The following is a 25501-nucleotide window of genomic DNA, read 5'->3' as shown; positions in this document are numbered from 1 at the left end:
GTCATGCAGCTACTTCTGCCAGCTCTTCACCAGCTCGTCGTAGTTGATGGTAATCGGCTTTTCCTTCTCGTTCTCGATCTTCAGCTGAGGCGCGAGATTGCCCTTCTTGACCGCGTCGGCGTTCCAGTAGGCGAGGTCATGCTCTTCGGCCATCTTCGGGCCGATGTCGCCCTGGACGCCCGACTTCTCGATGCGGCTCATGACCTTTTCCTGCTCGGCGCAGAGCGAATCCATCGCTTCCTGCGCGGTCTTGGCGCCCGACGATGCATCGCCGATCGCCTGCCACCAGAGCTGCGCCAGCTTCGGATAGTCAGGCACGTTGGTGCCGGTCGGCGACCACTGGACGCGGGCCGGCGAACGGTAGAACTCGATCAGGCCGCCAAGCTTAGGAGCGCGCTCCGTGAAGCTCTTGTCGTGGATCGTGCTCTCGCGGATGAAGGTCAGGCCGACATGGCTCTTCTTCACGTCGACGGTCTTCGAGGTGACGAACTGCGCATAAAGCCAAGCGGCCTTGGCGCGGTCGGTCGGTGTCGACTTCATCAGCGTCCAGGAACCCACGTCCTGGTAACCGAGCTTCATGCCATCCTTCCAGTAGACGCCATGCGGCGACGGCGCCATGCGCCATTTCGGCGTGCCGTCGTCGTTCATCACCGCCTTGGCCCCGGCGTCGACCATCGAAGCGGTGAAGGCCGTGTACCAGAAGATCTGCTGGGCAACCGCGCCCTGGGCCGGAACCGGGCCGGATTCGGAGAAGGTCATGCCTTGCGCTTCGGCCGGGGCGTAAGCCTTCAGCCAGTCGAGATATTTCTGGATCGAGTAGACCGCCGCCGGTCCATTGGTGTCGCCGCCACGCGCGGTGCAGGAGCCGACCGGGCGCGAATTCTCGTCGACCTTGATGCCCCATTCGTCGACCGGCAGGCCGTTCGGAATGCCCTTGTCGCCGTTGCCGGCCATGGAGAGCCAGGCATCGGTGAACCGCCAGCCGAGCGACGGGTCCTTCTTGCCGTAGTCCATGTGGCCATAGACCTTCTTGCCGTCGATCTCGCGGCCGGTGAAGAAGGCGGCGATGTCCTCATAGGCCGACCAATTGACCGGCACGCCTAGATCGTAGCCGTACTTGGCCTTGAAGTCCGCCTTGTTCTTCTCGTCGTTGAACCAGTCGTAGCGGAACCAGTAGAGGTTCGCGAACTGCTGGTCGGGAAGCTGATAGAGCTTCTTGTCCGGCGCCGTCGTGAATGACGTGCCGATGAAGTCCTTCAGGTCGAGATTCGGGTTGGTGACGTCCTTGCCGTCGCCCGCCATCCAGTCGGTCAGGTTGCGCACCTGCTGGTAGCGCCAGTGCGTGCCGATGAGGTCGGAGTCATTGACCCAGCCGTCATAGAGGTTCTGTCCTGTCTGCATCTGGGTCTGGATCTTCTCGACGACGTCGCCTTCCTGGATCGTGTCGTGAGTGACCTTGATGCCGGTGATGGCCGAGAAAGCGGGCGCCAGCACCTGTGACTCATAGGAATGGGTGGCGATGGTTTCCGACACCACCTTGATGTCCATGCCGGCGAACGGCTTGGCGGCGTCGATGAACCACTGCATTTCCTTTTCCTGATCGGCGCGCGAAAGCGTCGACAGGGGGCCTATCTCCTTGTCGAGAAAGGCCTTTGCCTCGTCCATCCCGGCGTAGGCGTGGCCCGCTCCAAGCAATAGGACAAGGGCGGTCGTCGATGTAAGAAATTGCCGTCGCATGTGTCTCCTCCAGTCTTAGGTTTTGAAGTGTGATCCGAAGTGGCCGCCAGCACGCGGCCGCTCCGACTGTTTCCCCCTCTATACGTATCGGAACACGCCAATGGCGTAGACCACGGAGAGAGCGAGAGCCCACCACAGGTTGGGCCCAACCAGACCCAGCCAAGCGAGATGGATGAAGGCGCTGCCGAGCAGCGAAAGGAAGAGGCGATCGCCGCGCGTCGTCTCGAAGCGCAGCACACCGACGCGCGGATTGCCGCCCGGCGAGACGTATTCCCAGGCCGCCATGCCGCACAGCAGCAGCAGGATGGTTCCGAAGAAGGCCGCTGTCGGCCAGGTCCACGCCATCCAGGAGAAGTCGAGATTCATGGTCACACCCTCCCCAGGGCGAAGCCCTTGGCGATGTAGTTGCGGACGAACCAGATAACGACCGCGCCGGGGATCAGCGTCAGCACGCCGGCCGCGGCGAGCAAACCCCAGTCCATGCCGGCGGCCGAGACGGTGCGGGTCATGGTTGCGGCGATCGGCTTCGCGTCAGTCGTGGTCAGCGTGCGCGCGATCAGGAGCTCCACCCACGAGAACATGAAGCAGAAGAAACAGGCGACGCCGATGCCGCTCGCGATCAGCGGCATGAAGATCTTCACGAAGAAGCGCGGGAAGGAGTAGCCGTCGATATAGGCGGTCTCGTCGATCTCCTTCGGCACGCCGGACATGAAGCCCTCGAGGATCCACACCGCCAGCGGCACGTTGAACAGGCAGTGGGCGAGCGCCACGGCGATATAAGTGTCGATGAGCCCGAAGGCCGAATAGAGCTGGAAGAACGGCAGCGCGAACACCGCCGGCGGCGCCATGCGGTTGGTCAGCAGCCAGAAGAACAGATGCTTGTCGCCGAGGAAGCGGTAGCGCGAGAAGGCATAGGCCGCCGGCAGCGCCACCGCCACCGAGATCACCATGTTCATCACCACATAGGTGATCGAGTTGATGTAGCCCGAATACCAGGATGCGTCGGTGAAGATGGTGCGGTAATTCGCGAGCGTCGGATTGTGCGGGAACAGCGTCAGCGACGACACGATCTCGGCATTAGTCTTGAAGCTCATATTGATGAGCCAGTAGATCGGCAGGAGCAGCACGACGATGTAGAGCGTCGGTACGATCCACCACCAGCGCGATTCCTCGCCGCGGCGGCGCATCAGCTTCGCCACCTCGTCCTGCGACAGCGTGCTGCCCACTTCGGTGATCGCAGTTTCGCTCACGCGTGTCGTCTCGTTGGCGCCTGTCATCTGTCAGCGCTCCGCGTCGTAGTTGGTCATCACGGTGTAGAACACCCACGACAACAACAGGATGATCAGGAAGTAGACCAGCGACATGGCTGCTGCCGGTCCGAGGTCGAACTGGCCGAGCGCCGTCTTGACGAGGTCGATCGACAGGAACGTCGTTGAATTGCCGGGGCCGCCGCCGGTGACGACGAAGGGCTCGGTGTAGATCATGAACGAGTCCATGAAGCGCAACAGCACGGCGATCAAAAGCACGCGCTGCATTTTCGGCAGCTGGATGTAGCGGAACACCGCCCAGCGCGAGGCGCCGTCGATCTTGGCCGCCTGATAGAAGGCATCCGGAATGGAGACCAGTCCGGCATAGCAGAGCAGCACCACCAGGCTCGTCCAGTGCCAGACATCCATGATGATGACAGTGACCCAGGCGTCGAACGGGTCCTGGACATAATTGTAGTTGAAGCCCAGCGCATTGACGTAATAGCCGAGCAGGCCGATGTCGTTGCGGCCGAACACCTGCCAGATCGTGCCGACGACGTTCCATGGCACCAGCAGCGGCAGCGCCATCAGCACCAGGCAGACCGGCACGCCCCAGCCTTTCTTCGGCATGTTGAGCGCAATGAAGATGCCGAGCGGCACTTCGATCGCCAGGATGATGAAGGAGAAGATCAGGTTGCGCACCATCGCTTCCCAGAAGCGGTCGGAGTGCAGCAACTCCTCGAACCACTCGGTGCCGGCCCAGAAGAAGACGTTGTTGCCGAACGTGTCCTGTACCGAATAGTTGACGACGGTCATCAGCGGGATGACGGCCGAGAAGGCCACCAGCACCAGCACCGGCAGGACAAGGAACCAGGCCTTGTTGTTCCAGGTCTTGTCCATCTACGCCCCCATCTCGACACGCCAGGAATCGGCGTAGATGTTGATGCCGGCCGGATCGAAGCGGACTTTCGGCTCGGCAGGCACTTCGTCGTCCTCGCCGATCACCGCGGCAATCTCCCTGCCTTCCAGATTGGCGCGCACGACCTTGTGGCGGCCGACGTCCTCGACCTTGGAGACCTGCACCGCCATGCCTTCGCGGCCGAGCCGCACATATTCGGGACGGATGCCGAGTTCGACGGCGCCGGCTTCGGCCTTGGGCACGCCGGGCAGCTCGATGCGCTGCGCGCCGAGCTTCGCCGTCCTGCCTTCCAGAGCGACCGGCAGCACGTTCATGCCCGGCGAGCCGATGAAATAACCGACGAAAGTGTGGCGCGGCCGCTCGAAGAGCTCGGCCGGCGTGCCGATCTGCACGATCTCGCCGTCATACATGACCACCACACGGTCGGCGAAAGTCAGCGCTTCGGTCTGGTCGTGCGTGACATAGACCATGGTGTAGCCGAAGCGGCGATGCAGCTGCTTCAACTGCGAACGCAGCACCCATTTCATATGCGGGTCGATCACCGTCAGCGGCTCGTCGAACAGGATGGCGTTGACGTCCGAGCGCACCAGGCCGCGCCCGAGCGAGATCTTCTGTTTCTGGTCGGCGGTGAGCCCGCGCGCCTTCTTTTTTGCCAGCGAGGCGAGATCGATCATGTCGAGCGTCTCGCGAACCTTGCGGTCGACGTCAGCCTCGGGCACGCGGCGGTTGCGCAGCGGGAAGGCCAGATTGTCGTAGACGGTCATGGTGTCGTAGATCACCGGGAACTGGAACACCTGCGCGATGTTGCGCTCCTGCGTCGACAGATTGGTGATATCCCGGCCGTTGAACAAAAGCTGGCCGTGCGAGGGATGCAGCAGGCCAGAAATGATGTTGAGCAAGGTGGTCTTGCCGCAGCCCGACGGCCCGAGCAGCGCATAGGCGCCGCCATCCTCGAAGGTATGATGCACCTCCTTCAGCGCGAAATCCGAATCCTTCCGTGGATTGGGCAGGTAGGAGTGGCGGATATGGTTGACGTCGATTCGCGCCATCTGATCCTCCTCAGGCCGCCAGCTTCGACGCCGTCACGGCGCGGCCGTTCTGGTCGAACACCATGATGTGGCGCGGGTCGATGAACACCTCGACCTCGTCGTCCGTCTCGAAAGCGAGAATGCCATGCGCAAGCATCACCCAGCGCGCATCGGCGAAATCGAGATGGACGAAGCTTTCCGAGCCGGTGATCTCGGTGATGGTGACCTTGGCCCGCACCGGCACGGCGCTGGCGTTCGGCCGCTCCAGCGACAGATGATGCGGCTGGAAACCGATCGTGTAGCTGGCGTCCGCAATGCCGCTGAGCTCCGGCGGAACCGGCAGCTTGACGCCGCCTTCGAGCAGGAAGTCCGAGCCCTTCTTGGAGAGCACGATGGTGTTGAGCGGCGGGTCGGCGAAGGTCCTTGCCGTCACCAGGTCGACCGGCTTGCGGAACACGTCGACGGTCTGGCCGAACTGCGTGACACGGCCCTCCGAAAGCGTCGCCGTATTGCCGCCGAGCAGCAGCGCCTCGTGCGGCTCGGTCGTGGCATAGACGAAGATCGTGCCTGCGGCGGCGAAGATCTTCGGCAATTCGGCGCGCAACTCCTCGCGCAGCTTATAGTCGAGATTGGCCAAAGGCTCGTCGAGGAGCACCAGGCTGGCGTTCTTGACGATGGCGCGCGCAAGGGCCGTGCGCTGCTGCTGGCCGCCCGAGAGGTTGAGCGGCGTGCGGTCGAGATAAGGCGTGAGCTTGAGAAGCGCGGCGGCATTGCGCACCTCCTTGTCGATCCTTGCCTGGTCGACGCCTGCAACCCTGAGCGGCGACGCGATGTTCTCGTAAACCGTCATCGCCGGATAGTTGATGAACTGCTGGTAGACCATCGCGACATTGCGCTTCTGCACCGGCTGTCCGGTGACGTCCTTGCCGTCGAACCAGACCGAACCGGAAGTCGGCGCGTCGAGACCCGCCATCAGCCGCATCAGGCTGGTCTTGCCGGAAAGCGTCGGTCCCAGCAGAACATTCAGTGACCCGTGCTGAAGCGTCAGCGACACGTCGCGGATATGCTCCTGCGCACCGATCGTCTTCGTCACGTTCCTCAGTTCTAGCATCACGCCTCCTCCCAGGCCTTGCGCTTCAGCGGTCGATCGTCATTCCGCCGCCGCGACGTGACGGCTGCTCAGTCCTCGCATGAATTCTTCCAAGGCCGCCGTCTGCTCGCGGCTGAAATGCAGGCCCCGCTTGGTGCGGCGCCACAGCACGTCCTCGGCGGTGACCGCCCATTCGTTCTCGGCGAGATAGCGAACCTCCGCCTCGAAAAGGTCGGCGCCGAAATTGCGGCCGAGATCGGCATTCGAATTGGCGAGCCCGAGCAGCTTCTCCGCGCGCGTGCCGTAAAGACGGGTGAGCCGGCGCGCCAGCCGCTGGTCAAGGAACGGATAGGTCTTTTTCAGCCTGGCGACCTGGGCATCGAAACCAGTGGCCGGGAAATCACCGCCCGGCAGCGGCGCGTCATGCGTCCAAGGCTTGCCGCGCTTGCCGAGAAAGCCCTCGATCTTCTCAAGCATCGATTCCGCCAGCCGGCGGAAGGTCGTGATCTTGCCGCCGAAGGCGTTGACAAGCGGGGCGACACCCTCCCCGCCATCGGCCTTCAGCACATAATCGCGCGTCGCTTCCTGCGCCTTGGAGGCGCCGTCGTCATAGAGCGGGCGCACCGCCGAATAGGTCCAGACGATGTCGGAGCGCTTCACGGCGACCGCGAAATATTCGCTTGCCGCGGCGCACAGATAGTCGATCTCGGCGTCGGAGATCTTCACATCGTGCGGGTCGCCCGGATAGTCGCGGTCGGTCGTGCCGATGAGTGTAAATTCTTCCTCGTAGGGAATGGCGAAGATGATGCGGCCATCCTTGTTCTGGAAGAAGTAAGCGCGCGGATCGTCGAACTTCTTGGCGACGACGATGTGGCTGCCTTGCACGAGGCGGACATTGTGGACTTCGTTCTGGCCGACGGCTGCCTGCAGAACGTGATCGACCCACGGGCCGGCGGCGTTGACGAGAAGCCGTGCGCGAACCTCTTCGGTGTCACCGGTGAGCACATTCTGCACCTTGATGGTCCAGGTCGGACCGTCGCGGCGCGCGCTGACGACCTTGGTGCGGGTACGGATGATGGCGCCCCGGTCGGCGGCATCACGAGCGTTCAGCGCCACCAGGCGAGCGTCGTTCACCCAACCATCCGAATATTCGAAAGCCTTGCGGAACAATGGCTTCAGCGGCTTGCCGGCCGGATCCTTCGCCATGTCCAGCGTCTTCGTCGCCGGCAGCAGTTTGCGCCCGCCGATGTGATCGTAAAGGAACAGCCCGAGCCGGATCAGCCAGGCGGGCCTGAGGCCCTTGGCGTAAGGCAGAACGAAGCGCATCGGCCAGATGATGTGCGGCGCATTCTTCCAAAGAACCTCGCGCTCCATCAGCGCTTCGCGCACCAGCCGGAATTCGTAGAATTCGAGATAGCGAAGCCCGCCATGGATGAGCTTGGTCGAGCCTGAGGACGTCCCGCTCGCCAGATCGTTCATCTCGGCGAGGTAAACCGAAAATCCGCGGCCAACGGCGTCGCGGGCAATGCCGCAGCCATTGATGCCGCCGCCGATGACGAAAATGTCATGGATCGGTGATGCGTCCAAAGTTTCCTCCACCGATTTCGCATTGCACCATTTTTGTGTTTTACGAAACCGTAGCGGAATTATTTCGAACTAAAAGCGAATGTCAAACGAAATTATTGCCGCTGCATCAAACAGCCATGACGCACGCCTATTCGAGCGCCGTCTCGATCAACCGGACCTCGGCCTCCTCACAAATCCGGCGGATCGACGGGATATCGCAACGATCGGTGATGAAGGTATTCACCTGCGAAAGGTGGCCGATTCGAACCGGCGCCGTGCGCTCGAATTTGGTGCGGTCGGAGACCAGGATGACGTGGCGTGCATTGGCGATGATCGCCTGCGCCACCTTCACCTCGCGAAAATCGAAGTCGAGCAGCGCGCCGTCATGGTCGATCGCCGAAGCGCCGATGACGGCGTAGTCGACCTTGAACTGACGGATGAAATCGACGGCCGCTTCGCCGACAATGCCGCCGTCTGAACCGCGCACCACGCCGCCGGCTATCACCACCTCGATCGTAGGATAGATGCGCATCCTATTGGCAACATTGATATTATTGGTGATAACCATAAGCCCGTTGTGGTCGAGCAGCGCCTTGCTGACGGCCTCGGTGGTGGTGCCGATATTGATGAACAGCGAAGCGTTGTCCGGGATCAGCCGCGCCGCCGCGCCGCCGATCGCCTCCTTCTCATCGGCCGCGATCTTGCGCCGCGCCTCATATTCCATGTTCTCGATGCCGGACGGGAACAGCGCGCCGCCATGGATGCGGGTGAGCAGCCGCTGATCGCACAGATCGTTGAGGTCCTTGCGGATGGTCTGTGGCGTCACGTTGAAATGCGTAGCCAGATCCTCGACCAGGACCCGGCCGTGGTCTTTCGCCATCTGGATGATTTCGGCGTGGCGTGGCGAAAGAAACATCCGGCGTTCCTCCATTTTCGTTTTTCCCGTCTATATCGGAAAACGAAAGCAAAGAAAAGGTATAAGCCGGCTAACGAAAATCACCTGATTGCAAAAGGCAAACCAGCGCGGAATGCGTCTGCCGCCTCAGGATAGGCGCCGCGCAATCTCGGTTATGACGTCGAACGCCGCATCCACATCGGCTGCCGTCGACTCGAACTGCCCCGCCTGAAAGCGGATCGCCACGCGCCCGTCGACCCGCGTTTGCGTCAGGTAGATGCGGCCATCGGTGTTGATGGCGTCGACCAGCCGCAAATTATGCTCGTCTGGATCGGTACCCGAAGGCGCTTTGTGCCGGAACGAGAACAGCGACAGCATCGGCTCGCTGACGAGCTCGAAATCCGCTTCGCCGGCCAGCCGCGCGGCAAGCCCTTCGCTCCAGGCAACGTGGTTGCGGATCATGGTGCGCAGGCCTTCGAGGCCATGGGCACGCAGCAGGAACCAGAGTTTCAGCGCACGAAAACGGCGTCCGAGCGGCACCGACCATTCGGAATAGTTGATGATGCCGTCATGGCCATGTGTCTTCAGGAATTCGGGCCTGATCGCCAGCGTGCGCACCAGGTCTTCCGGCTGGCGCACGAACTGGATCGAGCAATCGAACTGCGCGCCGAGCCACTTGTGCGGATTGAAGACAATGGAGTCCGCACCTTCGACGCCCGCCCAAAAATGCCGGTATTCCGGGCAGATCATCGCCGATCCGGCCCAGGCGGCGTCGACATGCAGGTAAAGCCCGTGCCGCTTTGCGACCGCAGCCACCGCGGCGATCTCGTCGGTGCCTCCAATGCTGGTGCCGCCAACACAAGCGATGATGCCCGAGGGCAGCAGGCCGGCCTCGCGATCGGCGACGATCGCGGCCTCAAGCGCGGCCGTATCCATCGCGCGAAAACGTCCTGAGGCCGGAATCCGGACGAGGTTTTCCTCGCCGATGCCTGAGACCCAGATGGCGCGGTCGATCGAGGTATGGACCTGGTCGGAGGAATAGACGCGCAGCTTGCCCTGTCCGGCCAGCCCCTTTTTGTTGCCTTGCCAGTCGAGCGCCCGCTCGCGCATGGTGAGCACCGCCGCAAGCGTCGCCGACGATGCCGAATCCTGGATGACGCCGGAAAAGCCCTCGGGCAGGCCAAGCGCCTGGCGCATCCAGTCGACGATACGCATTTCGAGCTCGGTCGCCGCCGGCGAGGTCTGCCACAGCATGCATTGCGCGGCCATCGCCGAGACCAGATACTCCGCCACGACCGAGACCGGCGCCGCATTGGCCGGGAAATAGGCGAAGAAGCGCGGATGCTGCCAATGCGTCATGCCCGGCGCGATCTTGGCTTCGAAATCGGCGAAGATCTTCTCCATCGGTTCGGGCATTTCGGGTGGCGAGGCCTCGATGCTCCTGAAGATTTCGCCCGGCGCGATGGCCGGCCGCACCGGCCGGTCGCGCAGGCCGGCGCGGTAATCGACGCCCCAATCGGCCGCCCGCCTCGACCAGTCGCGGAATGTCTCGTTGTCCATCTATCCTCCCGAGCCCAGCCGCAACGCGGCCGGTAAGCCAGCTTCAATATTGATTGACATGTTAAATATAGGCGCAACCGGCTGCGAAGCACGGACCCTAGCCGGGGAAATCCGGCAGGCTGGCAAAGGCCGCCTTCAAGGCGTTCGACCAGCCGTCGGAGATGGTGCGGTAATAGGGATCGTCCTGGGCGATCCGCCTGTTGAGCCCAACCTTGAAGCTGTCCTTCTCCAGGAACAGCAGATCGAGCGGCAGCCCGACCGAAAGGTTGGATTTCAGCGTCGAGTCGAACGACACCAGAAGCAGCTTCACCGTTTCGGCCAGGCCCATTGTCCGGTCATAGGCACGGATGATGATCGGCTTGCCGTATTTCGTCTCGCCGATCTGGAAGAAAGGCGTATCGTCGGTCGATTCGATGAAATTGCCTTCCGGGTAGATCATGAACAGCCTGGGTGGGCTGCCCTTGATCTGGCCGCCCAGGATGAAGGAGGCATTGAAGTAGGAATCCGCCTTGTCGCCGTTCGGCGAGGCATGCTCGATGACTTCCTTGACCGTGTCGCCGACCAGCCGCACCGTCTGGTACATGGACGGCGTCTCGAGCAGCTTCGGATGGCGGTCGCCAACGGTCTTGTTGCGTTCGTCGAGCAGGCTGACCACGGCTTGCGTGGTGGCAAGGTTGCCTGCCGACATCAGCACGATGACGCGCTCGCCCGGCTCTTCCCAGATGTGCATCTTCTTGAAGGTCGAGATCGAATCCATGCCGGCATTGGTGCGCGTGTCCGACATGAACACGAGCCCGCGATCGATCTTGAGGCCGACGCAATAGGTCATGATTCTTCTTTAGCAGCGAATCCCGTCGGAAATTACTGCTCTACCGTGACGGAGACGGCAAGCTTCTCTTGCGCCTGCCCCAGCAGTATCCCCGACACTGGCGAGGCGTCGCGATAGTCGCGCCCCGTCGCCACCCGTACATAGCGTTCGTCTGGAGAGATACCGTTGGCTGGGTCGAAGGCAACCCATCCGAGCCCCACCACATAAGCCTCGGCCCAGGCATGGCTTGCAGCCTGCTCGACGGCCGCATCCATCATCAGGTAGCCGCTGACATAGCGAGCCGGAAAGCCAAGGGCGACGGCCGCGGCGATGAAGATATGGCTGTGATCCTGGCAGACGCCGGACTTCAGCGCAAGCGCCTCCTCCGCCGGCGTCACGACTCTGGTCGTGCCGGGCTTGTAGGCGACCCGTTCGCGGATGGCGACCATCAACCGGTGCAGCCGCTCGATCTCGGTTCCCTGCCCGAGCGTGCCGGCCAGTTCACGTATGCCTTCGCCGGCGGCGGTAAGCTGCGTGTGCTGGCCGAACAGCCAGAGCGGGGCAAAGCCCTGATGCGGGCCTGTCACGCCCGCCGTGTCATGCGTGGTCACCTCTCCCGCCGCCTCAACGGTGATCGCGCTGTGGCCGCTCTCGGCGCTCACCAGCCGCGTGTCGTTGCCGAAATGATCGGCAAAGCGTACCTCCTCGCGCGCGCCTTCGACCTTGATCGCCCAGGAGCCGACGGTCTGCGTACGTCCGCTCAGGGGCAGCAGGCGCAGCCGCTGCAGCAGATATTGCACCGGCGCATCGTAGTGGTACTCGGTGCGATGGGTGATCTTGAGCCGCATGACGCCCGCCCTCAGCCCCCTCAATGGAACCGGTAATCCTGGGCGATCTCGTCGCCCAGCCTGGTGTTGTCGCGAATGAACTCGGCCAGGAACTCGTGCAGGCCGTGATCGAATATATCCTTGATCGAGCCTCTCTTGAGCAACGCCTGGATCTTCTCGGCCGTGGCGTGGCAGGCATGGCGCTCGCCATAGTCGTCGGCGAGGAATTTCAGGTGCTCGCCGAGGAAGCGATAGCAGAAGGTCAGCGAGCGCGGCATGCGCACATTGAGGATCAGATAGTCGGCGATATTCGTCGGCTTGTAGTCGGCTTCATAGACCCAGCGATACGAGCGGTGCGCCGACACCGAGCGCAGGATCGACTCCCACTGGTAATTGTCCAGCGTCGAGCCGACCCAGGACAGCGAAGGTAGGAGCACATAATATTTCACATCGAGGATGCGCGCCGTATTGTCGGCGCGCTCGACATAGGTGCCGAGCTGCGAGAAGTCGAAAATCTCGTTGCGCAGCATCGTGCCGTAGAACGAACCGCGGATCAGCGCCGTCTCGCGCTTGATGGCATCGAGCACCGTCGGCAGGTCGCGCTCGTCGATCGGCCTCGCCAGCATGCGCTTCAGCGACATCCAGGCTTCGTTGATGCTTTCCCAGGTCTCGCGCGTCAGCGCCGTTCGCACCATGCGGGCATTGTTGCGAGCCGTCTCGATCGACGACATCGTGCTCGACGGGTTCGAAGTGTCGCGCAGCAGGAAGTCGGAGACGTTGGCGGCAGTGTAGTCCTGGTATTTCTGCGAGAACGCATAGTCGGAGCCGGCGCTAAGCAGCACCGAATTCCATTCCTCCGACGCATTCTGCGTGCGCGTCAGCGCCATGCGCAGGCCGGCATCGACGAGGCGCGCCATGTTTTCGGCCCGCTCTATATAGCGGTTCATCCAGTAGAGACCGTTGGCGGTGCGGCCGAGAAGCATGTGGCTTTGCCTAGCGAGTGGTGAATAGTGAATGGTGAATAGTGAGTAGTATCCAGCAACACTTCGTCATTGCCATCCTCTCGTAACCAGGCATCCGACCATTCACCATTTTACCATTCACCATTCACCGCTCTAGTCGTCGAGAACCCACGTATCCTTCGTCCCGCCCCCTTGCGAGGAATTGACGACAAGCGAACCCTGCTTGAGCGCCACGCGCGTCAAGCCACCCGGCACGATCTGGATTCGGTCGGAAACCAGCACGTAAGGCCGAAGATCGACATGGCGCGGTGATAGACCCTTTTCGGTCAGGATCGGGCAGGTCGACAGCGCCAGCGTCGGCTGGGCGATGTAGTTCGAGGGCTTCGCCTGCAGCTTCTTGGCGAACTCCTGGCATTCCTTCTTGGTCGCGGCCGGGCCGACCAGCATGCCGTAGCCGCCCGAGCCGTGCACTTCCTTGACCACCAGCTCGCTGATGTGCTCGAGCACATATTTGAGGCTGTCCGGCTCCGAGCAGCGCCAGGTCGGGATGTTGCCGAGAATGGCCTTGCGGCCGGTGTAGAACTCGACGATCTCCGGCATGTAGGAATAAATCGCCTTGTCGTCGGCGATGCCGGTGCCCGGCGCATTGGCGATGGTGATGTTGCCGGCGCGGTAGACATCCATGATGCCCGGCACGCCGAGCGCGGAGTCCGGGCGGAAAGTCAGCGGATCGAGGAAGGCGTCGTCGACGCGCCGGTAAAGCACGTCGATCTGCTTGTAGCCTTCGGTCGTGCGCATCGCGACATGGCCGTCGACGACGCGCAGATCCTGCCCCTCGACCAGTTGCACGCCCATCTGGTCGGCGAGGAAGGCATGCTCGAAATAGGCCGAGTTGTAGGAGCCTGGCGTCAGCACTGCGATGGTCGGCGCGCCCTTGGCGCTTTGCGGCCTGACCGCTGCGAGCGACTGGCGCAGGAGCTGCGGATAGTTCTCGACCGGCCGCACCTTGATCTTCTGGAACAGCTCCGGAAAGAGCTGCATCATCGTCTCGCGGTTCTCCAGCATGTAGGAGACGCCGGACGGCGTGCGGGCATTGTCCTCCAGCACGTAGAACTCGTTCTCCGATATGCGGACGATATCGACGCCGATGATATGGGTGTAGACGCCCGCCGGCGGCCTCACCCCGATCATCTCGGGCAGGAAGGCCTCGTTCTTCGCGACAAGCTCCCTCGGCACCCGTCCGGCGCGCAGGATCTCCTGGCGGTGATAGATGTCGTCGAGAAACGCGTTCAGCGCCTGCACGCGCTGCTCGATGCCCTGCGTCAGCCGGCGCCATTCCTGGCCGGAGAGGATGCGCGGCACGATGTCGAAAGGGATCAGCCGCTCGGAAGCTTCCTGCTCGCCATAGACGGCAAAGGTGATGCCGGTCTTGCGGAAGACGCGCTCCGCGTCCTGCATTTTCTGGGTAAGCCTGGCCGGGTCCTGCTCCTTCAGCCAGCGATCGTAAGCCTCGTAAGGTCTTCTCAATCCGGAAACTTCCGGAAGCATTTCGTCGAACGCTGCCAATCGTGTACTCCCCTATGAGGCCATTTCACTGGCCTCGCCGGAGAAAATCAAGGGCAATCGATGATTTAGGAAGCCGTGACGGCCACTCTATGCAAATTGCCTAAATTTAAGGCACAGGCGGCAAGGTCGGGTCAGCCCCTGCTTGCCAGCGGGGCATCGCCAGGCCGGTCAGAACGCCCGGAAGGTCACGATGGTGAAGGTGTCTTTGATTCCGGGCAGGATCTGCACCCGCTCATTGACGAAGTGGCCGATATCCTCCTCGTCGTCGACGTAGAATTTGGCGAGCAGGTCATAATTGCCGGCGGTCGAGTAGATTTCGGACGCGATCTCGGCGTCGGCAAGCGCGCTGGCGACCTCATAGGCCTTGCCCAGATCGCATTTAATCTGCACGAAAAATGCCTTCATTGCCCGGTCCTGCCGCCTGCATCATGAATGAGCGGCCCTTGTGGCAGACTGCCGCCCGGCTTTCAAGCTTCACGCGCCGCGCGGCTCAAAGAGCACCCGGTTCCGCCTCCGGCGGCGAAATAGGCGAAATCTTCGCGGGTCGGTGAAACCACGCCACGCCGCTACGCGTATGTTAGAGTCGTTCGCCAAGCGAATTCCGGGAGGCAGGCCATGCGCCGCGCTTTGTTCGCAATAGCTCTTGTTCCGATGTTGATGACCACGCTTGCCTTCGCCGGCGATGCGGAGGTCAAGGCCGCGCAGACGGTTATCGACAGCCAATTGAAGGCCTTCATCGCCGATGACGGCACCGCCGCCTATAGTTTCGCCGCGCCGAACGTGAAGCAGATCTTTCCGACCGTCGACACCTTCATGAACATGGTGACGAACGGCTATGCGCCGGTGCGAAAGCCCCAATCCTATTCCTTCGGCAAGGTTGAGGAGACAGGGCCTGGCTCGATCGTCCAGCAGGTGCTGATCGTCGGACCGGACGGCAAGGAGTACGAGGCGGTCTATACGCTTGAGCAGCAGGCGGATGGCAGTTTCAAGATCACCGGCTGCAGCCTGCGCGCCTCGACTTCGGTCAGCACCTGAGCAATTCCGGGACCGCGTGCGACGTCCGGAATTTGGCTGGCCTCGCACTCAATCCCGGCGCTGATACAGCGTCCAGGCCAGGCCTGAAAGACCCCAGCTCGTCGAAGCATCGACACGCTCATAGGCCGATCTGCAGGCCGGCGCGGCGTCGACATATTGCGGCTGCCGGTCGATGGACCCCTCGAGGATCAGCCAGGACGGATGTTCGTCACATATCTTGTCCATGGCGACAAACGAGGCCTGACGCCCGAGCCGTTTGGCAAAATAATCGACGGTCATGACGGTCCGGAATTCCTGGTTGGTAGCGTAGTCGGCTGCGCCGTCACGCGTCATTTTGTCGACCATCGCGGCGTAGGACCCCCGCCCATATTCGTAGAATGGCAGCAGAAGCGTTGTCGTGCCGGCGAGGATTGCCGCCATTGCGGCCGCCGCGAACAGACGGTACCTGCCTCCGGCGGCGAAACCACGCCCAAGCAGCTCGCCCGCCCACAGCAGCATCAATGTTGCGGGAACGAGGAAGTAGCGCGGGAATTCGGCATTGGGCGGTCGTGCCATCGCCATGATAACGGGCAATCCGACGATCCCAATGACATAGAGGCTGGCTCGCCGATCGCGCCAGGTGGCGGCGCAGACGCAGACGAGCCCGCAGGCGGCAACGATGGATACCCAGTCGCCGATCCAATCCAGCACGTCAAACAGGTAGCGGATCATTCCGCCATAGCCCTGCCCGAAGGCGTGAAGCGAGAATGGCAGGACGCCACCGATCCTGAAGCCGAACAGCAGCGAGCCAATCAGCATGCAGGCGGCAAGCGGCAGCACGGCCAGGAAGGCTGGCGCGAAGATCTGACCGAGTTCCACATTGACCCGCCCGAGGCTGCCGGTGCGCCGCCAGACGATCCAGGCGGCCCAGGCAACCAGGACAGCCACGGTTTCCACCATGATGAGATGGGACAGAAAGCCGAGGAGGACGATCGCCCCGAACGCGACGCCCGAACCTCTTCCGTCGAGCCGGCGCTCCAGGAACATGACGGCAAGAAGCGTGAACAACACCAGGCCGGCATAGCCTCTCGCTTCCGAGCCATAGTGAACCATCGGATAGCTGATGGCGAACAGCAGGCTTGTGGCGACAGCTGCCCACCGGCCTCGAGCAGCCGCTCCCGCGGCAAAGACGGCACCGACACCCAGCGCTATCGACAGTCCGCGCTGGAGCAATGGCGAGGCATCGGCGCCGACAAGGTAGAGATAGATCGAATTGAGGAAATGGTTGTTGTCATGATTTATGCGCCAGAATATCTGGTCGATCGAGGTGAGCGGCTCAAGCTGCACCAGGCTCCAGATCTCATCTAGCCAGAGGTCGCCACGCGCGCCGAGCACCCGCAGGGCGAGGCCGGCGAGCCCGATGACCGCGACGGCCGGCAACACCGCTCCCGTCCATTGCTGAACGGCGGCAGCAGACTCGCGAGAGCCGCTAGCGCGATTTGTCTGCGCCTCGCCTGACACCGAGGCTTGTTCCGAGACGAGCAAGGTCTGCGCCTTTGCCTGAGATCACCCCGGCAATCTTTATATTCGCAGTCGTTTCAAAATAGTTCGCACGTGCCTCAAGCAGAGGCTTGGGGACCTCGGCCTCAGCACATAAACCGGTGTTCAGTAGCGAGCCCTGCCGCCGGACATGTCGAATACCGCGCCCGTGTTGAAGCTGACGGCATCCGAGCAAAGCCAGAGCACCAGCGCCGCGACCTCGTCGACGGCGCCAAGGCGCTTGAGCGGACTTGCGCCGATCATGTCGCTGACGACTTGATTGCCAAGTCGCCTGATAAGCTCGGTATCGATCGGCCCCGGCGCGACGCAATTGACGCGGATATCGGTGTCACTGACTTCACGGACAAGGCTTTGGTAAAAGCGATGATACCTGCGCTCGCCGCCGAATAGGCCGCAAGGTTAGGCAATCCCTCCTTGCCGGCCAGCGACCCCATATTGACGATGCGGCCGCTGCCGGTCTTGCGCATGAACGGCAAAACCTGATGTGTGACCTCGAACGTCCCGATGAGATTGATCCCGATGATGCGCTGCCACTCGGCCGGCTCGAAACCCTCGAAGCTGCGATACGGGCCGAGATAGCCGGCATTGTTGACGAGAATATCGACCCGGCCGCTCTCGGCGATCACTTCGCTCAGCGCATTTCCGATATCGCCTGCCTTGGTTACATCGACTGTCTGGCTGCGGGTTCCGTCGAGTGGCGCTGGATCGGCATCCCATATCCAGACGTCACATCCGGATCGCGCCAGTTGCATGGCTACGGCCTTGCCGATGCCCCTCGATCCGCCGGTCACGATCGCCGTCTTGCCGGCGAAATCGAACGTCACAGCCATGGCTGATCCCTCAAGACAGGACTCTGCTCCCAGGCAGAACGTCCGTCAATCGGCGGGACCAGCGGCTAGATCGCCGGAATGTCGCCCCTCGCCCAGCCTTCGGCGATCTCGGCGGCGCGCGCTTCAAAAGCCTGCGCCTCGATGGCCACCCGGATGTCCTGCATCAGCTTCTGATAATAGGACAGGTTGTTCCAGGTCAGCAGCATGGCGCCAAGCGATTCCTGCGAACGCACGAGGTGGTGCAGGTAGGCGCGCGAGTAATCGCGCGCGGCCGGGCAGTCGCTTTCCTCGTCGAGCGGCCGCGGATCGTCGGCATGGCGGGCATTCCTGAGATTGACTTTGCCGCGGCGCGTATAGGCGAGGCCATGGCGGCCGGCGCGCGTCGGCATCACGCAGTCGAACATGTCGATGCCGCGCGCCACCGATTTCAAGATATCGTCCGGCGTGCCGACGCCCATCAGGTAGCGCGGCTTGTCGGCCGGCAGTTCCGGACAGGTGATGTCGAGCATCTCCAGCATCACTTGCTGCGGCTCGCCGACAGCCAGCCCGCCGACGGCATAGCCTTTCAGATCCATCGCCTTCAGCGCCTGAGCCGAACGCACGCGCATCGGCGCGCTGTCGCCGCCCTGGACGATGCCGAACATCGCCTTGCCCGGCTGATCACCGAACGCAATCTTGCAGCGCTCGGCCCAGCGCAGCGACAATTCCATGGCTCGCTCGATCTCCTTGGGCTTGGCCGGGAGTGCCGTGCACTCGTCGAGCTGCATCTGGATGTCGGAATCGAGCAGTCCCTGGATCTCGATCGACCGCTCCGGCGACATTTCGTAAGGCGCGCCGTCGATATGCGAGCGGAAGGTGACGCCCTGTTCGGTCAGCTTCCTGAGCTTCGACAGCGACATGACCTGGAAGCCGCCGCTGTCGGTCAGGATCGGATGCGGCCAGCGCGCGAACTCGTGCAATCCGCCGAGCCTGGCCACGCGCTCGGCGCCGGGCCGCAGCATCAGATGATAGGTGTTGCCGAGGATGATGTCGGCACCGACGCCGCGCACTTGATCCATATACATGGCCTTGACGGTGCCGCCTGTGCCGACCGGCATGAAGGCCGGCGTGCGGATCTCGCCGCGCGGCATCGAGACAAGGCCGCGCCTGGCCTTGCCGTCGCTGGCAAGCACCTTGAAGGAAAAAGTTTCAGCCATTGAATTCCTTGTCGTGCACCGGCGCATCGGGCGCCTGCTCGTCGAGCGACTGCCGGTAGCGGATGCAGCCGCGCATGAATTTCGGCCAGGGCGGCACAGCGATCGCAGGCTCGGTCTTTTCCGGCAAAAGGTCCCATAGATCGGGATGATGCCAGCACAGATCATGCCCGGTCGTATCGCGATGCGCCCGGATGCCGGCGCGCAGCTTCCTCACTTCCGCGATCAGCGTGTCGCGGTCCATGCCGTCGAGATCATCGTCCATCGCTCGTCTCCGCTCGGTAAAGCAGGCTGGCGTCGCCATAGGAGTAGAACCTGTAGCGGTTCTCGATGGCATGCACATAGGCCGCACGCATCGTCTCCAGCCCGCTGAAGGCCGAGACCAGCATGAAAAGCGTCGAGCGCGGCAGATGGAAATTGGTCATCAGCATGTCGGCGGTGCGGAACTGGTAGCCGGGCGTGATGAAGATGTCGGTCGGTCCGGACCAGGGCTCGATCCTGCCGTCGTCACGCGCCGCGCTCTCCAGAAGCCGCAGCGACGTCGTGCCGACGCAGACGATCCGCCCTCCCCGCTCCTTGGCCGCGTTGAGCGCCGCCGCTGTCTCGGCATCTACCGAGCCGGTCTCAGCATGCATCTTGTGATCGGCCGTGTCGTCGGCTTTGACTGGCAGGAAGGTGCCGGCGCCGACATGGAGCGTGACGAAGCGGCGTTCGATGCCTTTGGCGTCGAGCGCGGCAAACAGCTCCGGCGTGAAATGCAGCCCGGCGGTGGGAGCCGCGACGGCGCCTTCTTCTCTGGCGTAAATGGTCTGGTAGTCGGCGCGGTCGCGCTCGTCGTCGTCGCGCTTCGAGGCGATATAAGGCGGCAGCGGGATATGGCCGACGGCATGCAGCGCCTCGTCGAGGAACGGCCCGGAGAGGTCGAAGCCGAGCAGCGCCTCGCCCGCCTCGCCCTTTTCGATCACCGTCGCGTCGAGCTGGCCGAGGAAGCAGGAATTGCCGTCATGGCCGAAATGGATGCGGTCGCCAGCGGCGATGCGCTTGCCCGGCCGCATGAAGGCCTGCCAGCGATCCGGCGCCACGCGCATATGCAGCGTCGCCTCGACCTGCGCCACGGCCTCGCCGCGCTTGCGCACGCCTTTGAGCTGCGCCGGAATGACCTTGGTGTCGTTGAACACCAGCACGTCGCCTTCGCGAAGCACCGACGGCAGGTCGCGGACGACGCGATCCTGCAGCGTTTCGCCCGGTTTGACGACCAGCAGCCTGGCGCTGTCGCGCGGCTCCGCCGGGCGAAGCGCTATGCGCTCCTCCGGCAGGTCGAAGTCGAACAGGTCGACGCGCATCAGAAAAGCCGGATGAGCAGCGCCCCGGCGAGCAGCATTACCGCGCCGGCGACACGGCCGAGCGAAATTTCGCGCACCGCGACGCCAAGGAAGCCGACGCGGTCGATCAGCATGCCGGCGAGCAACTGCCCGGCGACCAGGAAGGCCATGAGAGCCGCGGCGCCAATGCGCGGCGTGAGAATGGTGGAGAGCGTGACATAGAAGCCGCCGAGCATGCCGCCGGCGATGAACAGCCAGGGCGCCGGCGCCTTCCAGTCGAGCGAGATGCCCTGCAGCCTCACCACCGCGAAGGCAATGATGCCAAGCACGATAGCGCCCGACAGGAAGGAGAACGCCGCCGCCGCGACCGGGAGGCCGAGGCCGCGCGCCAGCTGCGAATTGATAGGCGCCTGGACGGCGATGAAGGCGCCGGACAGGATGCCAAGCAGGGACCAGACTGCGCCCATCGTTCCGCCTTTACTTGACGTCGGCCGCGACCTTCAGCGACACGATCTTGTCGGGATCCTGCACCGGCTCGCCGCGCTTGATCTTGTCGACATTCTCCATGCCTTCGATGACCTGGCCCCACACCGTGTACTGGCGGTTGAGGAAGGCGGCGGCGTCGAAACAGATGAAGAACTGCGAATTCGCCGAGTTCGGGTTCTGGGCCCGAGCCATAGAGCAAGCGCCGCGGCCGTGATTGGCGTTGGAGAACTCGGCCTTGAGGTCCGGCTTGTCGGAGCCGCCCATGCCCGCGCGCGACGGCGCGTAGGTGGGCTTGCTCGAATTGCCGAACTTGACGTCGCCGGTCTGCGCCATGAAGCCGTCGATGACGCGGTGGAACACCACGCCGTCATAGGCGCCCTCACGCGCAAGCTCCTTGATGCGGGCGACGTGGCCGGGGGCCAATTCGGGGTACATTTCGATGACGACCTGGCCCTTGGTCGTTTCCATGATGAGCGCGTTCTCGCGGTCCTTGATCTCAGCCATGTCAGAAATCCTTTTTGAAAATTGAGGGGTTTATTTGCGGTCGGCGGCGATGCGAACCTTGATCATGCGGTCGGGGTCGGCGACCGTGCCGTTGTTGGCCTCGTCGCCCTTCTTGATCTTGTCGACGAGGTCCATGCCGCCAACCACCTTGCCGACGATCGTGTACTGGCCGTCGAGGTTCGGCGCTGGCGCGAACATGATGAAGAATTGCGAGTTGGCTGAATTCGGGTCCTGCGAACGAGCCATGCCGACCACGCCGCGGGTGAACTGCTCGCTCTGCGAGAACTCGGCCGGCAGGTCGGGCAGGTCGGAACCGCCGGTGCCGACGGCTTCGGCGTTAAAGCCCTTCTTCATGTTGCCAAACTTGACGTCGCCCGTCTGCGCCATGAAGCCGTCGATGACGCGGTGGAAGGCGACATTATCATAGGCGCCGTCGCGCACCAGCTTCTTGATCTGCGCGACATGCTTGGGCGCCAGATCGGGGCGCAGCGCGATGGTCACGTCGCCATCCTTGAGCGTGATGATCATGGCGTTTTCCTTGTCGGCGGCAACGGCCGGCCCAGATACCGAGAAAAGGGATGCCGCAAAAAGGCCGGCAAGCACGACGAGGAACGAAGCAAGCTTCTTCAGCTGCATGGGGATCTCCGGGAAAGCCTATTTGGTGAACTTGGCGGTAAGCGCGCCGGCAACAGCCGCCGGCACGAATGGACGGATGTCGCCGCCCATCGAGGCAATCTGGCGCACGAGTGTGGCGGTAATGGTGCGCACCGACGGGCTGGCGGGGAGAAAAACCGTCTGCAGTTCCGGCGCCATCGTCTCGTTCATGCCGGCCATCTGCATCTCGTAATCGAGGTCGGTGCCGTCGCGCAGTCCCCGGATGATGATCGAGGCGCCGTGCTTGCGGGCCGCGTCGATGACCAGCCCATCGAAGGAAACGACCTTGATGCGACCGCTATCCTTGCCGAATTCGGCCTTGGTCGCGGCCTCGATCAGTTGCACGCGTTCCTCGAAGGAAAACAACGGCTTCTTGCCTGGATGGATGCCGATTGCAGCATAGACGGTGTCGGCCACCGCCAGCGAGGCTTTCAGCACATCGAGATGGCCGTTGGTCAGCGGGTCGAAGGAGCCAGCGTAAAGGGCGGTGCGTTCGGTCATGGCAGGCTTCTAGCGGGCGGGCGTACGGAAGGCAAATCCGATTAATTGCGGGCATCCGTGAACCATTTCGCGGACATGAACGACAGATGAATGCGACGATCACGAACGTTTCACGCAGCGTTCACTAGGTTGCCGCTTCAAGAGGTGAAACCAAATCACCATTTGATCCGTTGTAAGCGCAGGAGAACACGCAAATGCTGATCTACATGCTTGCCACAGCAATGACCATCGTGATGCTCATCGCGACCGCATTCGGGTTGCATCAGGAAGCGGCGCGGGTGCGCGTCAAGGCCAACACCAAGCGCCTCGATGGTTTCGCCCACCGCAACGTCTACCGCCGCCACTGATCCCCATCATGACCGAACCGGCCCAACGGGCCGGTTGAGCCGGACGAGATCCTATTCGCTCCCGCCCGTATCGTCCGCACCGGCCTCGTTCGAAGCCACGTCTTCCGCCTCTTCGTCCGACTGCGGCTCCGAAATCCGCTCCACCGAGACAACCTTTTCGCCTTCGGCCGTGTTGAAGATCGTCACGCCCTTGGTGGCGCGGCTGGCGAAGCGTATGCCGTTGACCGGCACCCGGATCACCGTGCCGCCGTCCGAAACCAGCATGATCTGATCGTCATTGCCGACGGGGAAGGTCGCGACCAGGCGGCCGATCTCGGCCGTCTTCGACACGTCGGTGGCGCGGATGCCCTTGCCGCCGCGACCCGTCAGGCGGAAATCATAGGACGACGAGCGCTTGCCGTAGCCGTATTCCGTTACCGTCAGCACGAGCTGCTCATGCGCCTTGAGGAACTCGTAACGCTCGTCGGAAAGCTCGGCTTCCTCGCCGACCTCCTCATTGGTGAGCGCGATCTCCTCTTCCTCGCCCGCTCCGCCGGCGGCAAGCCGGCGCTCGGCCGCCGCACGCTTCAGATAGGCGGCGCGCTCTGCGGGTGACGCATCGACATTCTCGATGATCGACATCGAGATGATGCGGTCGGTCTCGGCCATGCTTATGCCGCGCACGCCGACGGAATTGCGGCTCTGGAAGACGCGCACGTCGGAGACCGGGAAACGGATGCACTGGCCGGAATTCGCCGTGAGCAGCACGTCGTCATTGTCGGTGCAGGTCTCGACGCCGAGGATCTCGTCGCCCTCTTCCTCCAGCTTCATGGCGATCTTGCCGTTGCGGTTGACCTGGACGAAGTCGGACAGTTTGTTGCGGCGCACGGTGCCGCGCGTGGTGGCGAACATCACGTCGAGCTCGCCCCAGCTGCTCTCGTCCTCGGGCAGCGGCATGATCGTGGTGATGCGCTCGCCCTGCTCGAGCGGCAGCATGTTGATCAGCGCCTTGCCGCGCGATTGCGGGTTGCCGATCGGCAGCCGCCAGACCTTTTCCTTGTAGACGATGCCGCGCGAGGAGAAGAACAGCACCGGCGTGTGCGTGTTGGCCACGAACAGCCTTGTGACGAAATCCTCTTCTTTGGTCGACATGCCGGAGCGGCCCTTGCCGCCGCGGCGCTGCGCCCGGTAGAGCGACAGCGGCACGCGCTTGATGTAGCCGGAATGGCTGACGGTGACGACCATGTCCTCGCGCTGGATCAGGTCCTCGTCTTCCATATCCGCTCCGCCCTCGGAGAGCTCGGTGCGGCGCGGCGTGCCGAACTCGTCGCGGACCGCGATCAGCTCGTCCTTGACGATCTGCTGGATGCGTGCGCGAGACGACAAAATATCAAGGAAATCAACGATCTCAGCGCCGATCTTGTTCAACTCGTCGGCGATCTCGTCGCGGCCGAGCGCGGTCAGGCGCTGCAGGCGCAGATCGAGGATGGCGCGAGCCTGTTCCTCGGAGAGATTGTAGGTGCCGTCCTCGTTGATGCGGTGGCGCGGGTCGTCGATCAGCTTGATCAGCGGAGCGACGTCATGCGACGGCCAGCGCCGCTCCATCAACTGCTCGCGCGCCGTCTGCGGATCGGGCGCGGTGCGGATGAGCTTGATCACCTCGTCGATGTTGGCGACGGCGATCGCCAGGCCGACCAGCACATGCGCCCGCTCGCGCGCCTTGCGCAGCAGGTATTTGGTGCGGCGGCTGATCACCTCCTCGCGGAAGCCGACAAAGGCTTTCAGCATGTCGATCAGCGTCATCACTTCCGGCTTGCCGCCGTTCAGCGCCACCATGTTGGCGCCGAACGACGTCTGCAGCGGCGTGAAGCGGTAAAGCTGGTTGAGGATGACGTCGGCGACGGCCTCGCGCTTCAGCTCGATGACGACCCTGTAGCCCTGGCGGTCGCTCTCGTCGCGGATGTCGGAAATGCCGTCGATGCGCTTTTCGCGCACCAGCTCGGCCATCTTCTCGATCATCGCCGCCTTGTTCACCTGATAGGGAATCTCGGTGACGACGATGGATTCACGGTCGTTGCCGCGCCTTTCGATCTCGACGCGGCCGCGCATGACGATCGAGCCGCGGCCGGTGGAATAGGCGCTGTAGATGCCGGAGCGGCCAAGCACGATGCCGCCGGTCGGAAAATCGGGGCCGGGCACGATCTCCATCAGCGCCGGCAGATCGATGGCCGGGTTGTCGATGAGGGCGATGGCGCCGTTGCAGACTTCGCTCAGGTTGTGCGGCGGAATGTTGGTGGCCATGCCGACGGCGATGCCGCCGGAACCGTTGACCAGAAGGTTCGGGAAGCGCGCGGGCAATACCTTCGGCTCTTGTTCGGCGCCGTCGTAATTGTCCTGAAAATCGACCGTTTCCTTGTCGATATCCTCCAGGAGCTCATGCGCGACCTTGGTGAGCCGCGACTCGGTGTAGCGCATGGCCGCGGGCGGGTCGGCGTCGATGGAGCCGAAATTGCCCTGCCCGTCGATCAGCGGCACGCGCAGCGACCAATCCTGCGCCATGCGCACCAAAGCGTCATAGATCGAGGCGTCGCCATGCGGATGGTATTTACCCATCACGTCGCCGACGATGCGCGACGATTTCACATGCTTGCGGTTCCAGTGGTAACCGCCCTCTTGCATAGCGTAGAGGATGCGCCGGTGCACCGGCTTCAGGCCGTCGCGCACATCGGGCAGCGCGCGGCTGACGATCACGCTCATGGCGTAATCGAGATAGGAGCGCTGCATCTCCTCGATGATCGAAATCGGCTCGATGCCGGTGGGGCCGCCGTCCGGCCCGCGCGGTGTCTTCTGGTCGGTCAAATCAGGTCACAATCCAGTCGGGAATCACTGCATGCTTATATAGGAAG

General features: G+C 62.9%; 25 protein-coding genes and 1 pseudogene. 2 read left to right on the top strand and 24 right to left on the bottom strand.

What is annotated here, in order from left to right; all coding sequences use genetic code 11:
• Nucleotides 1-9: 9 nt before the first annotated feature.
• The 14 genes from EN862_RS09815 to EN862_RS09750 form a co-directional block, all read right to left on the bottom strand.
• Nucleotides 10-1737, bottom strand: coding sequence for an ABC transporter substrate-binding protein (locus tag EN862_RS09815; protein ID WP_127863874.1), 1728 nt, complete (start codon nucleotides 1735-1737; stop codon nucleotides 10-12).
• Nucleotides 1738-1815: 78 nt separating this feature from the next.
• Nucleotides 1816-2103, bottom strand: coding sequence for a DUF2160 domain-containing protein (locus EN862_RS09810; RefSeq protein ID WP_127863873.1), 288 nt, complete (start codon nucleotides 2101-2103; stop codon nucleotides 1816-1818).
• A gap of 2 nt (nucleotides 2104-2105) precedes the next feature.
• Nucleotides 2106-3014, bottom strand: coding sequence for a carbohydrate ABC transporter permease (locus EN862_RS09805; RefSeq protein ID WP_042642626.1), 909 nt, complete (start codon nucleotides 3012-3014; stop codon nucleotides 2106-2108).
• 3 nt (nucleotides 3015-3017) lie between these two features.
• Nucleotides 3018-3884, bottom strand: coding sequence for a sugar ABC transporter permease (locus EN862_RS09800; protein ID WP_127305969.1), 867 nt, complete (start codon nucleotides 3882-3884; stop codon nucleotides 3018-3020).
• The gene (locus EN862_RS09795) at nucleotides 3885-4952 is read right to left on the bottom strand and encodes an ABC transporter ATP-binding protein (protein WP_127863872.1); all 1068 of its coding nucleotides are present in this window, start codon (nucleotides 4950-4952) and stop codon (nucleotides 3885-3887) included. It lies immediately after the preceding gene.
• A 10-nt stretch (nucleotides 4953-4962) separates the two neighbouring features.
• A complete protein-coding gene (locus EN862_RS09790) occupies nucleotides 4963-6042 on the bottom strand; it encodes an ABC transporter ATP-binding protein (RefSeq protein ID WP_127863871.1) in 1080 nt (359 codons plus the stop codon).
• A gap of 39 nt (nucleotides 6043-6081) precedes the next feature.
• Nucleotides 6082-7608: a glycerol-3-phosphate dehydrogenase gene (gene glpD, locus EN862_RS09785; protein ID WP_127863870.1), complete on the bottom strand. Its 1527-nt coding sequence runs from the start codon at nucleotides 7606-7608 to the stop codon at nucleotides 6082-6084.
• A gap of 127 nt (nucleotides 7609-7735) precedes the next feature.
• Nucleotides 7736-8503, bottom strand: coding sequence for a DeoR/GlpR family DNA-binding transcription regulator (locus EN862_RS09780; protein ID WP_127863869.1), 768 nt, complete (start codon nucleotides 8501-8503; stop codon nucleotides 7736-7738).
• 126 nt (nucleotides 8504-8629) lie between these two features.
• Nucleotides 8630-10042, bottom strand: coding sequence for a pyridoxal-dependent decarboxylase (locus tag EN862_RS09775; protein ID WP_127863868.1), 1413 nt, complete (start codon nucleotides 10040-10042; stop codon nucleotides 8630-8632).
• Between the two features lie 97 nt (nucleotides 10043-10139).
• On the bottom strand, nucleotides 10140-10871 hold the full coding sequence (locus tag EN862_RS09770) for a peptidase (protein ID WP_095818647.1): 732 nt from the start codon (nucleotides 10869-10871) through the stop codon (nucleotides 10140-10142).
• A 32-nt stretch (nucleotides 10872-10903) separates the two neighbouring features.
• On the bottom strand, nucleotides 10904-11698 hold the full coding sequence (locus EN862_RS09765; RefSeq protein WP_127863867.1) for a transglutaminase family protein: 795 nt from the start codon (nucleotides 11696-11698) through the stop codon (nucleotides 10904-10906).
• Nucleotides 11699-11718: 20 nt separating this feature from the next.
• Nucleotides 11719-12660, bottom strand: a complete 942-nt coding sequence (locus tag EN862_RS09760) for an alpha-E domain-containing protein (RefSeq protein WP_127863866.1) — start codon at nucleotides 12658-12660, stop codon at nucleotides 11719-11721.
• A 132-nt stretch (nucleotides 12661-12792) separates the two neighbouring features.
• Nucleotides 12793-14205 (bottom strand): circularly permuted type 2 ATP-grasp protein, encoded by a 1413-nt coding sequence (locus tag EN862_RS09755; RefSeq protein ID WP_189400793.1) that lies wholly within the window; start codon nucleotides 14203-14205, stop codon nucleotides 12793-12795.
• Between the two features lie 168 nt (nucleotides 14206-14373).
• Nucleotides 14374-14610 carry an Lrp/AsnC ligand binding domain-containing protein gene (locus tag EN862_RS09750; RefSeq protein ID WP_059185676.1) on the bottom strand — a complete coding sequence of 79 codons (237 nt, stop codon included), beginning with the start codon at nucleotides 14608-14610 and terminating at the stop codon, nucleotides 14374-14376.
• Between the two features lie 210 nt (nucleotides 14611-14820).
• On the opposite strand from EN862_RS09750, the gene EN862_RS09745 reads away from it, so the two are divergent.
• On the top strand, nucleotides 14821-15240 hold the full coding sequence (locus tag EN862_RS09745; protein WP_127863865.1) for a DUF4864 domain-containing protein: 420 nt from the start codon (nucleotides 14821-14823) through the stop codon (nucleotides 15238-15240).
• A gap of 48 nt (nucleotides 15241-15288) precedes the next feature.
• Here the strand turns inward: EN862_RS09745 and EN862_RS09740 are convergent, their stop codons facing one another.
• From EN862_RS09740 to coaD, 9 genes and pseudogenes are all read right to left on the bottom strand, one after another.
• A complete protein-coding gene (locus tag EN862_RS09740) occupies nucleotides 15289-16662 on the bottom strand; it encodes a hypothetical protein (protein WP_127863864.1) in 1374 nt (457 codons plus the stop codon).
• 222 nt (nucleotides 16663-16884) lie between these two features.
• Nucleotides 16885-17531 (bottom strand): annotated as a pseudogene (locus tag EN862_RS09735) (SDR family NAD(P)-dependent oxidoreductase).
• Nucleotides 17532-17674: 143 nt separating this feature from the next.
• On the bottom strand, nucleotides 17675-18805 hold the full coding sequence (tgt, locus tag EN862_RS09730) for a tRNA guanosine(34) transglycosylase Tgt (protein ID WP_127863863.1): 1131 nt from the start codon (nucleotides 18803-18805) through the stop codon (nucleotides 17675-17677).
• Nucleotides 18798-19067 carry a hypothetical protein gene (locus tag EN862_RS09725; RefSeq protein ID WP_127863862.1) on the bottom strand — a complete coding sequence of 90 codons (270 nt, stop codon included), beginning with the start codon at nucleotides 19065-19067 and terminating at the stop codon, nucleotides 18798-18800. The genes tgt and EN862_RS09725 overlap by 8 nt, the downstream gene beginning before the upstream one ends.
• Nucleotides 19057-20145: a tRNA preQ1(34) S-adenosylmethionine ribosyltransferase-isomerase QueA gene (queA, locus tag EN862_RS09720; RefSeq protein WP_127863861.1), complete on the bottom strand. Its 1089-nt coding sequence runs from the start codon at nucleotides 20143-20145 to the stop codon at nucleotides 19057-19059. Before queA ends, EN862_RS09725 begins: the two co-directional genes overlap by 11 nt.
• Nucleotides 20145-20591 (bottom strand): DMT family transporter, encoded by a 447-nt coding sequence (locus tag EN862_RS09715; protein WP_127863860.1) that lies wholly within the window; start codon nucleotides 20589-20591, stop codon nucleotides 20145-20147. Before EN862_RS09715 ends, queA begins: the two co-directional genes overlap by 1 nt.
• Nucleotides 20592-20601: 10 nt before the next feature.
• A complete protein-coding gene (locus tag EN862_RS09710; protein ID WP_127863859.1) occupies nucleotides 20602-21114 on the bottom strand; it encodes a peptidylprolyl isomerase in 513 nt (170 codons plus the stop codon).
• A gap of 30 nt (nucleotides 21115-21144) precedes the next feature.
• The gene (locus EN862_RS09705; protein ID WP_245519550.1) at nucleotides 21145-21642 is read right to left on the bottom strand and encodes a peptidylprolyl isomerase; all 498 of its coding nucleotides are present in this window, start codon (nucleotides 21640-21642) and stop codon (nucleotides 21145-21147) included.
• A 126-nt stretch (nucleotides 21643-21768) separates the two neighbouring features.
• Nucleotides 21769-22269 (bottom strand): pantetheine-phosphate adenylyltransferase, encoded by a 501-nt coding sequence (gene coaD, locus EN862_RS09700; RefSeq protein ID WP_127863857.1) that lies wholly within the window; start codon nucleotides 22267-22269, stop codon nucleotides 21769-21771.
• A 194-nt stretch (nucleotides 22270-22463) separates the two neighbouring features.
• Between coaD and EN862_RS09695 the strand changes: the two genes are divergently transcribed.
• Nucleotides 22464-22616, top strand: a complete 153-nt coding sequence (locus EN862_RS09695; RefSeq protein ID WP_095765297.1) for a hypothetical protein — start codon at nucleotides 22464-22466, stop codon at nucleotides 22614-22616.
• A gap of 51 nt (nucleotides 22617-22667) precedes the next feature.
• On the opposite strand, the gene gyrA is transcribed toward EN862_RS09695, so the two are convergent.
• Entirely contained in the window at nucleotides 22668-25454 is a 2787-nt protein-coding gene (gene gyrA, locus EN862_RS09690) for a DNA gyrase subunit A (protein ID WP_127863856.1), read from the bottom strand.
• Between the last annotated feature and the right edge of the window lie 47 nt (nucleotides 25455-25501).

This window comes from Mesorhizobium sp. M2E.F.Ca.ET.219.01.1.1 (genome assembly GCF_004016445.2).
Taxonomy (GTDB): domain Bacteria; phylum Pseudomonadota; class Alphaproteobacteria; order Rhizobiales; family Rhizobiaceae; genus Mesorhizobium.
Note: the sequence above shows the minus strand (reverse complement) of the source record. Positions and strands in the feature narration are given on the sequence as shown.

Bases quoted from the DNA above. Each gene is read 5' to 3' on its own strand.
- EN862_RS09815 (WP_127863874.1), bottom strand. From the start codon at position 1,737: ATGCGACGGCAATTTCTTACATCGACGACCGCCCTTGTCCTATTGCTT.
- EN862_RS09810 (WP_127863873.1), bottom strand. From the start codon at position 2,103: ATGAATCTCGACTTCTCCTGGATGGCGTGGACCTGGCCGACAGCGGCC.
- EN862_RS09805 (WP_042642626.1), bottom strand. From the start codon at position 3,014: ATGACAGGCGCCAACGAGACGACACGCGTGAGCGAAACTGCGATCACC.
- EN862_RS09800 (WP_127305969.1), bottom strand. From the start codon at position 3,884: ATGGACAAGACCTGGAACAACAAGGCCTGGTTCCTTGTCCTGCCGGTG.
- EN862_RS09795 (WP_127863872.1), bottom strand. From the start codon at position 4,952: ATGGCGCGAATCGACGTCAACCATATCCGCCACTCCTACCTGCCCAAT.
- EN862_RS09790 (WP_127863871.1), bottom strand. From the start codon at position 6,042: ATGCTAGAACTGAGGAACGTGACGAAGACGATCGGTGCGCAGGAGCAT.
- EN862_RS09780 (WP_127863869.1), bottom strand. From the start codon at position 8,503: ATGTTTCTTTCGCCACGCCACGCCGAAATCATCCAGATGGCGAAAGAC.
- EN862_RS09775 (WP_127863868.1), bottom strand. From the start codon at position 10,042: ATGGACAACGAGACATTCCGCGACTGGTCGAGGCGGGCGGCCGATTGG.
- EN862_RS09770 (WP_095818647.1), bottom strand. From the start codon at position 10,871: ATGACCTATTGCGTCGGCCTCAAGATCGATCGCGGGCTCGTGTTCATG.
- EN862_RS09765 (WP_127863867.1), bottom strand. From the start codon at position 11,698: ATGCGGCTCAAGATCACCCATCGCACCGAGTACCACTACGATGCGCCG.
- EN862_RS09760 (WP_127863866.1), bottom strand. From the start codon at position 12,660: ATGCTTCTCGGCCGCACCGCCAACGGTCTCTACTGGATGAACCGCTAT.
- EN862_RS09750 (WP_059185676.1), bottom strand. From the start codon at position 14,610: ATGAAGGCATTTTTCGTGCAGATTAAATGCGATCTGGGCAAGGCCTAT.
- EN862_RS09745 (WP_127863865.1), top strand. From the start codon at position 14,821: ATGCGCCGCGCTTTGTTCGCAATAGCTCTTGTTCCGATGTTGATGACC.
- tgt (WP_127863863.1), bottom strand. From the start codon at position 18,805: ATGGCTGAAACTTTTTCCTTCAAGGTGCTTGCCAGCGACGGCAAGGCC.
- EN862_RS09725 (WP_127863862.1), bottom strand. From the start codon at position 19,067: ATGGACGATGATCTCGACGGCATGGACCGCGACACGCTGATCGCGGAA.
- queA (WP_127863861.1), bottom strand. From the start codon at position 20,145: ATGCGCGTCGACCTGTTCGACTTCGACCTGCCGGAGGAGCGCATAGCG.
- EN862_RS09715 (WP_127863860.1), bottom strand. From the start codon at position 20,591: ATGGGCGCAGTCTGGTCCCTGCTTGGCATCCTGTCCGGCGCCTTCATC.
- EN862_RS09710 (WP_127863859.1), bottom strand. From the start codon at position 21,114: ATGGCTGAGATCAAGGACCGCGAGAACGCGCTCATCATGGAAACGACC.
- EN862_RS09705 (WP_245519550.1), bottom strand. From the start codon at position 21,642: ATGATCATCACGCTCAAGGATGGCGACGTGACCATCGCGCTGCGCCCC.
- coaD (WP_127863857.1), bottom strand. From the start codon at position 22,269: ATGACCGAACGCACCGCCCTTTACGCTGGCTCCTTCGACCCGCTGACC.
- EN862_RS09695 (WP_095765297.1), top strand. From the start codon at position 22,464: ATGCTGATCTACATGCTTGCCACAGCAATGACCATCGTGATGCTCATC.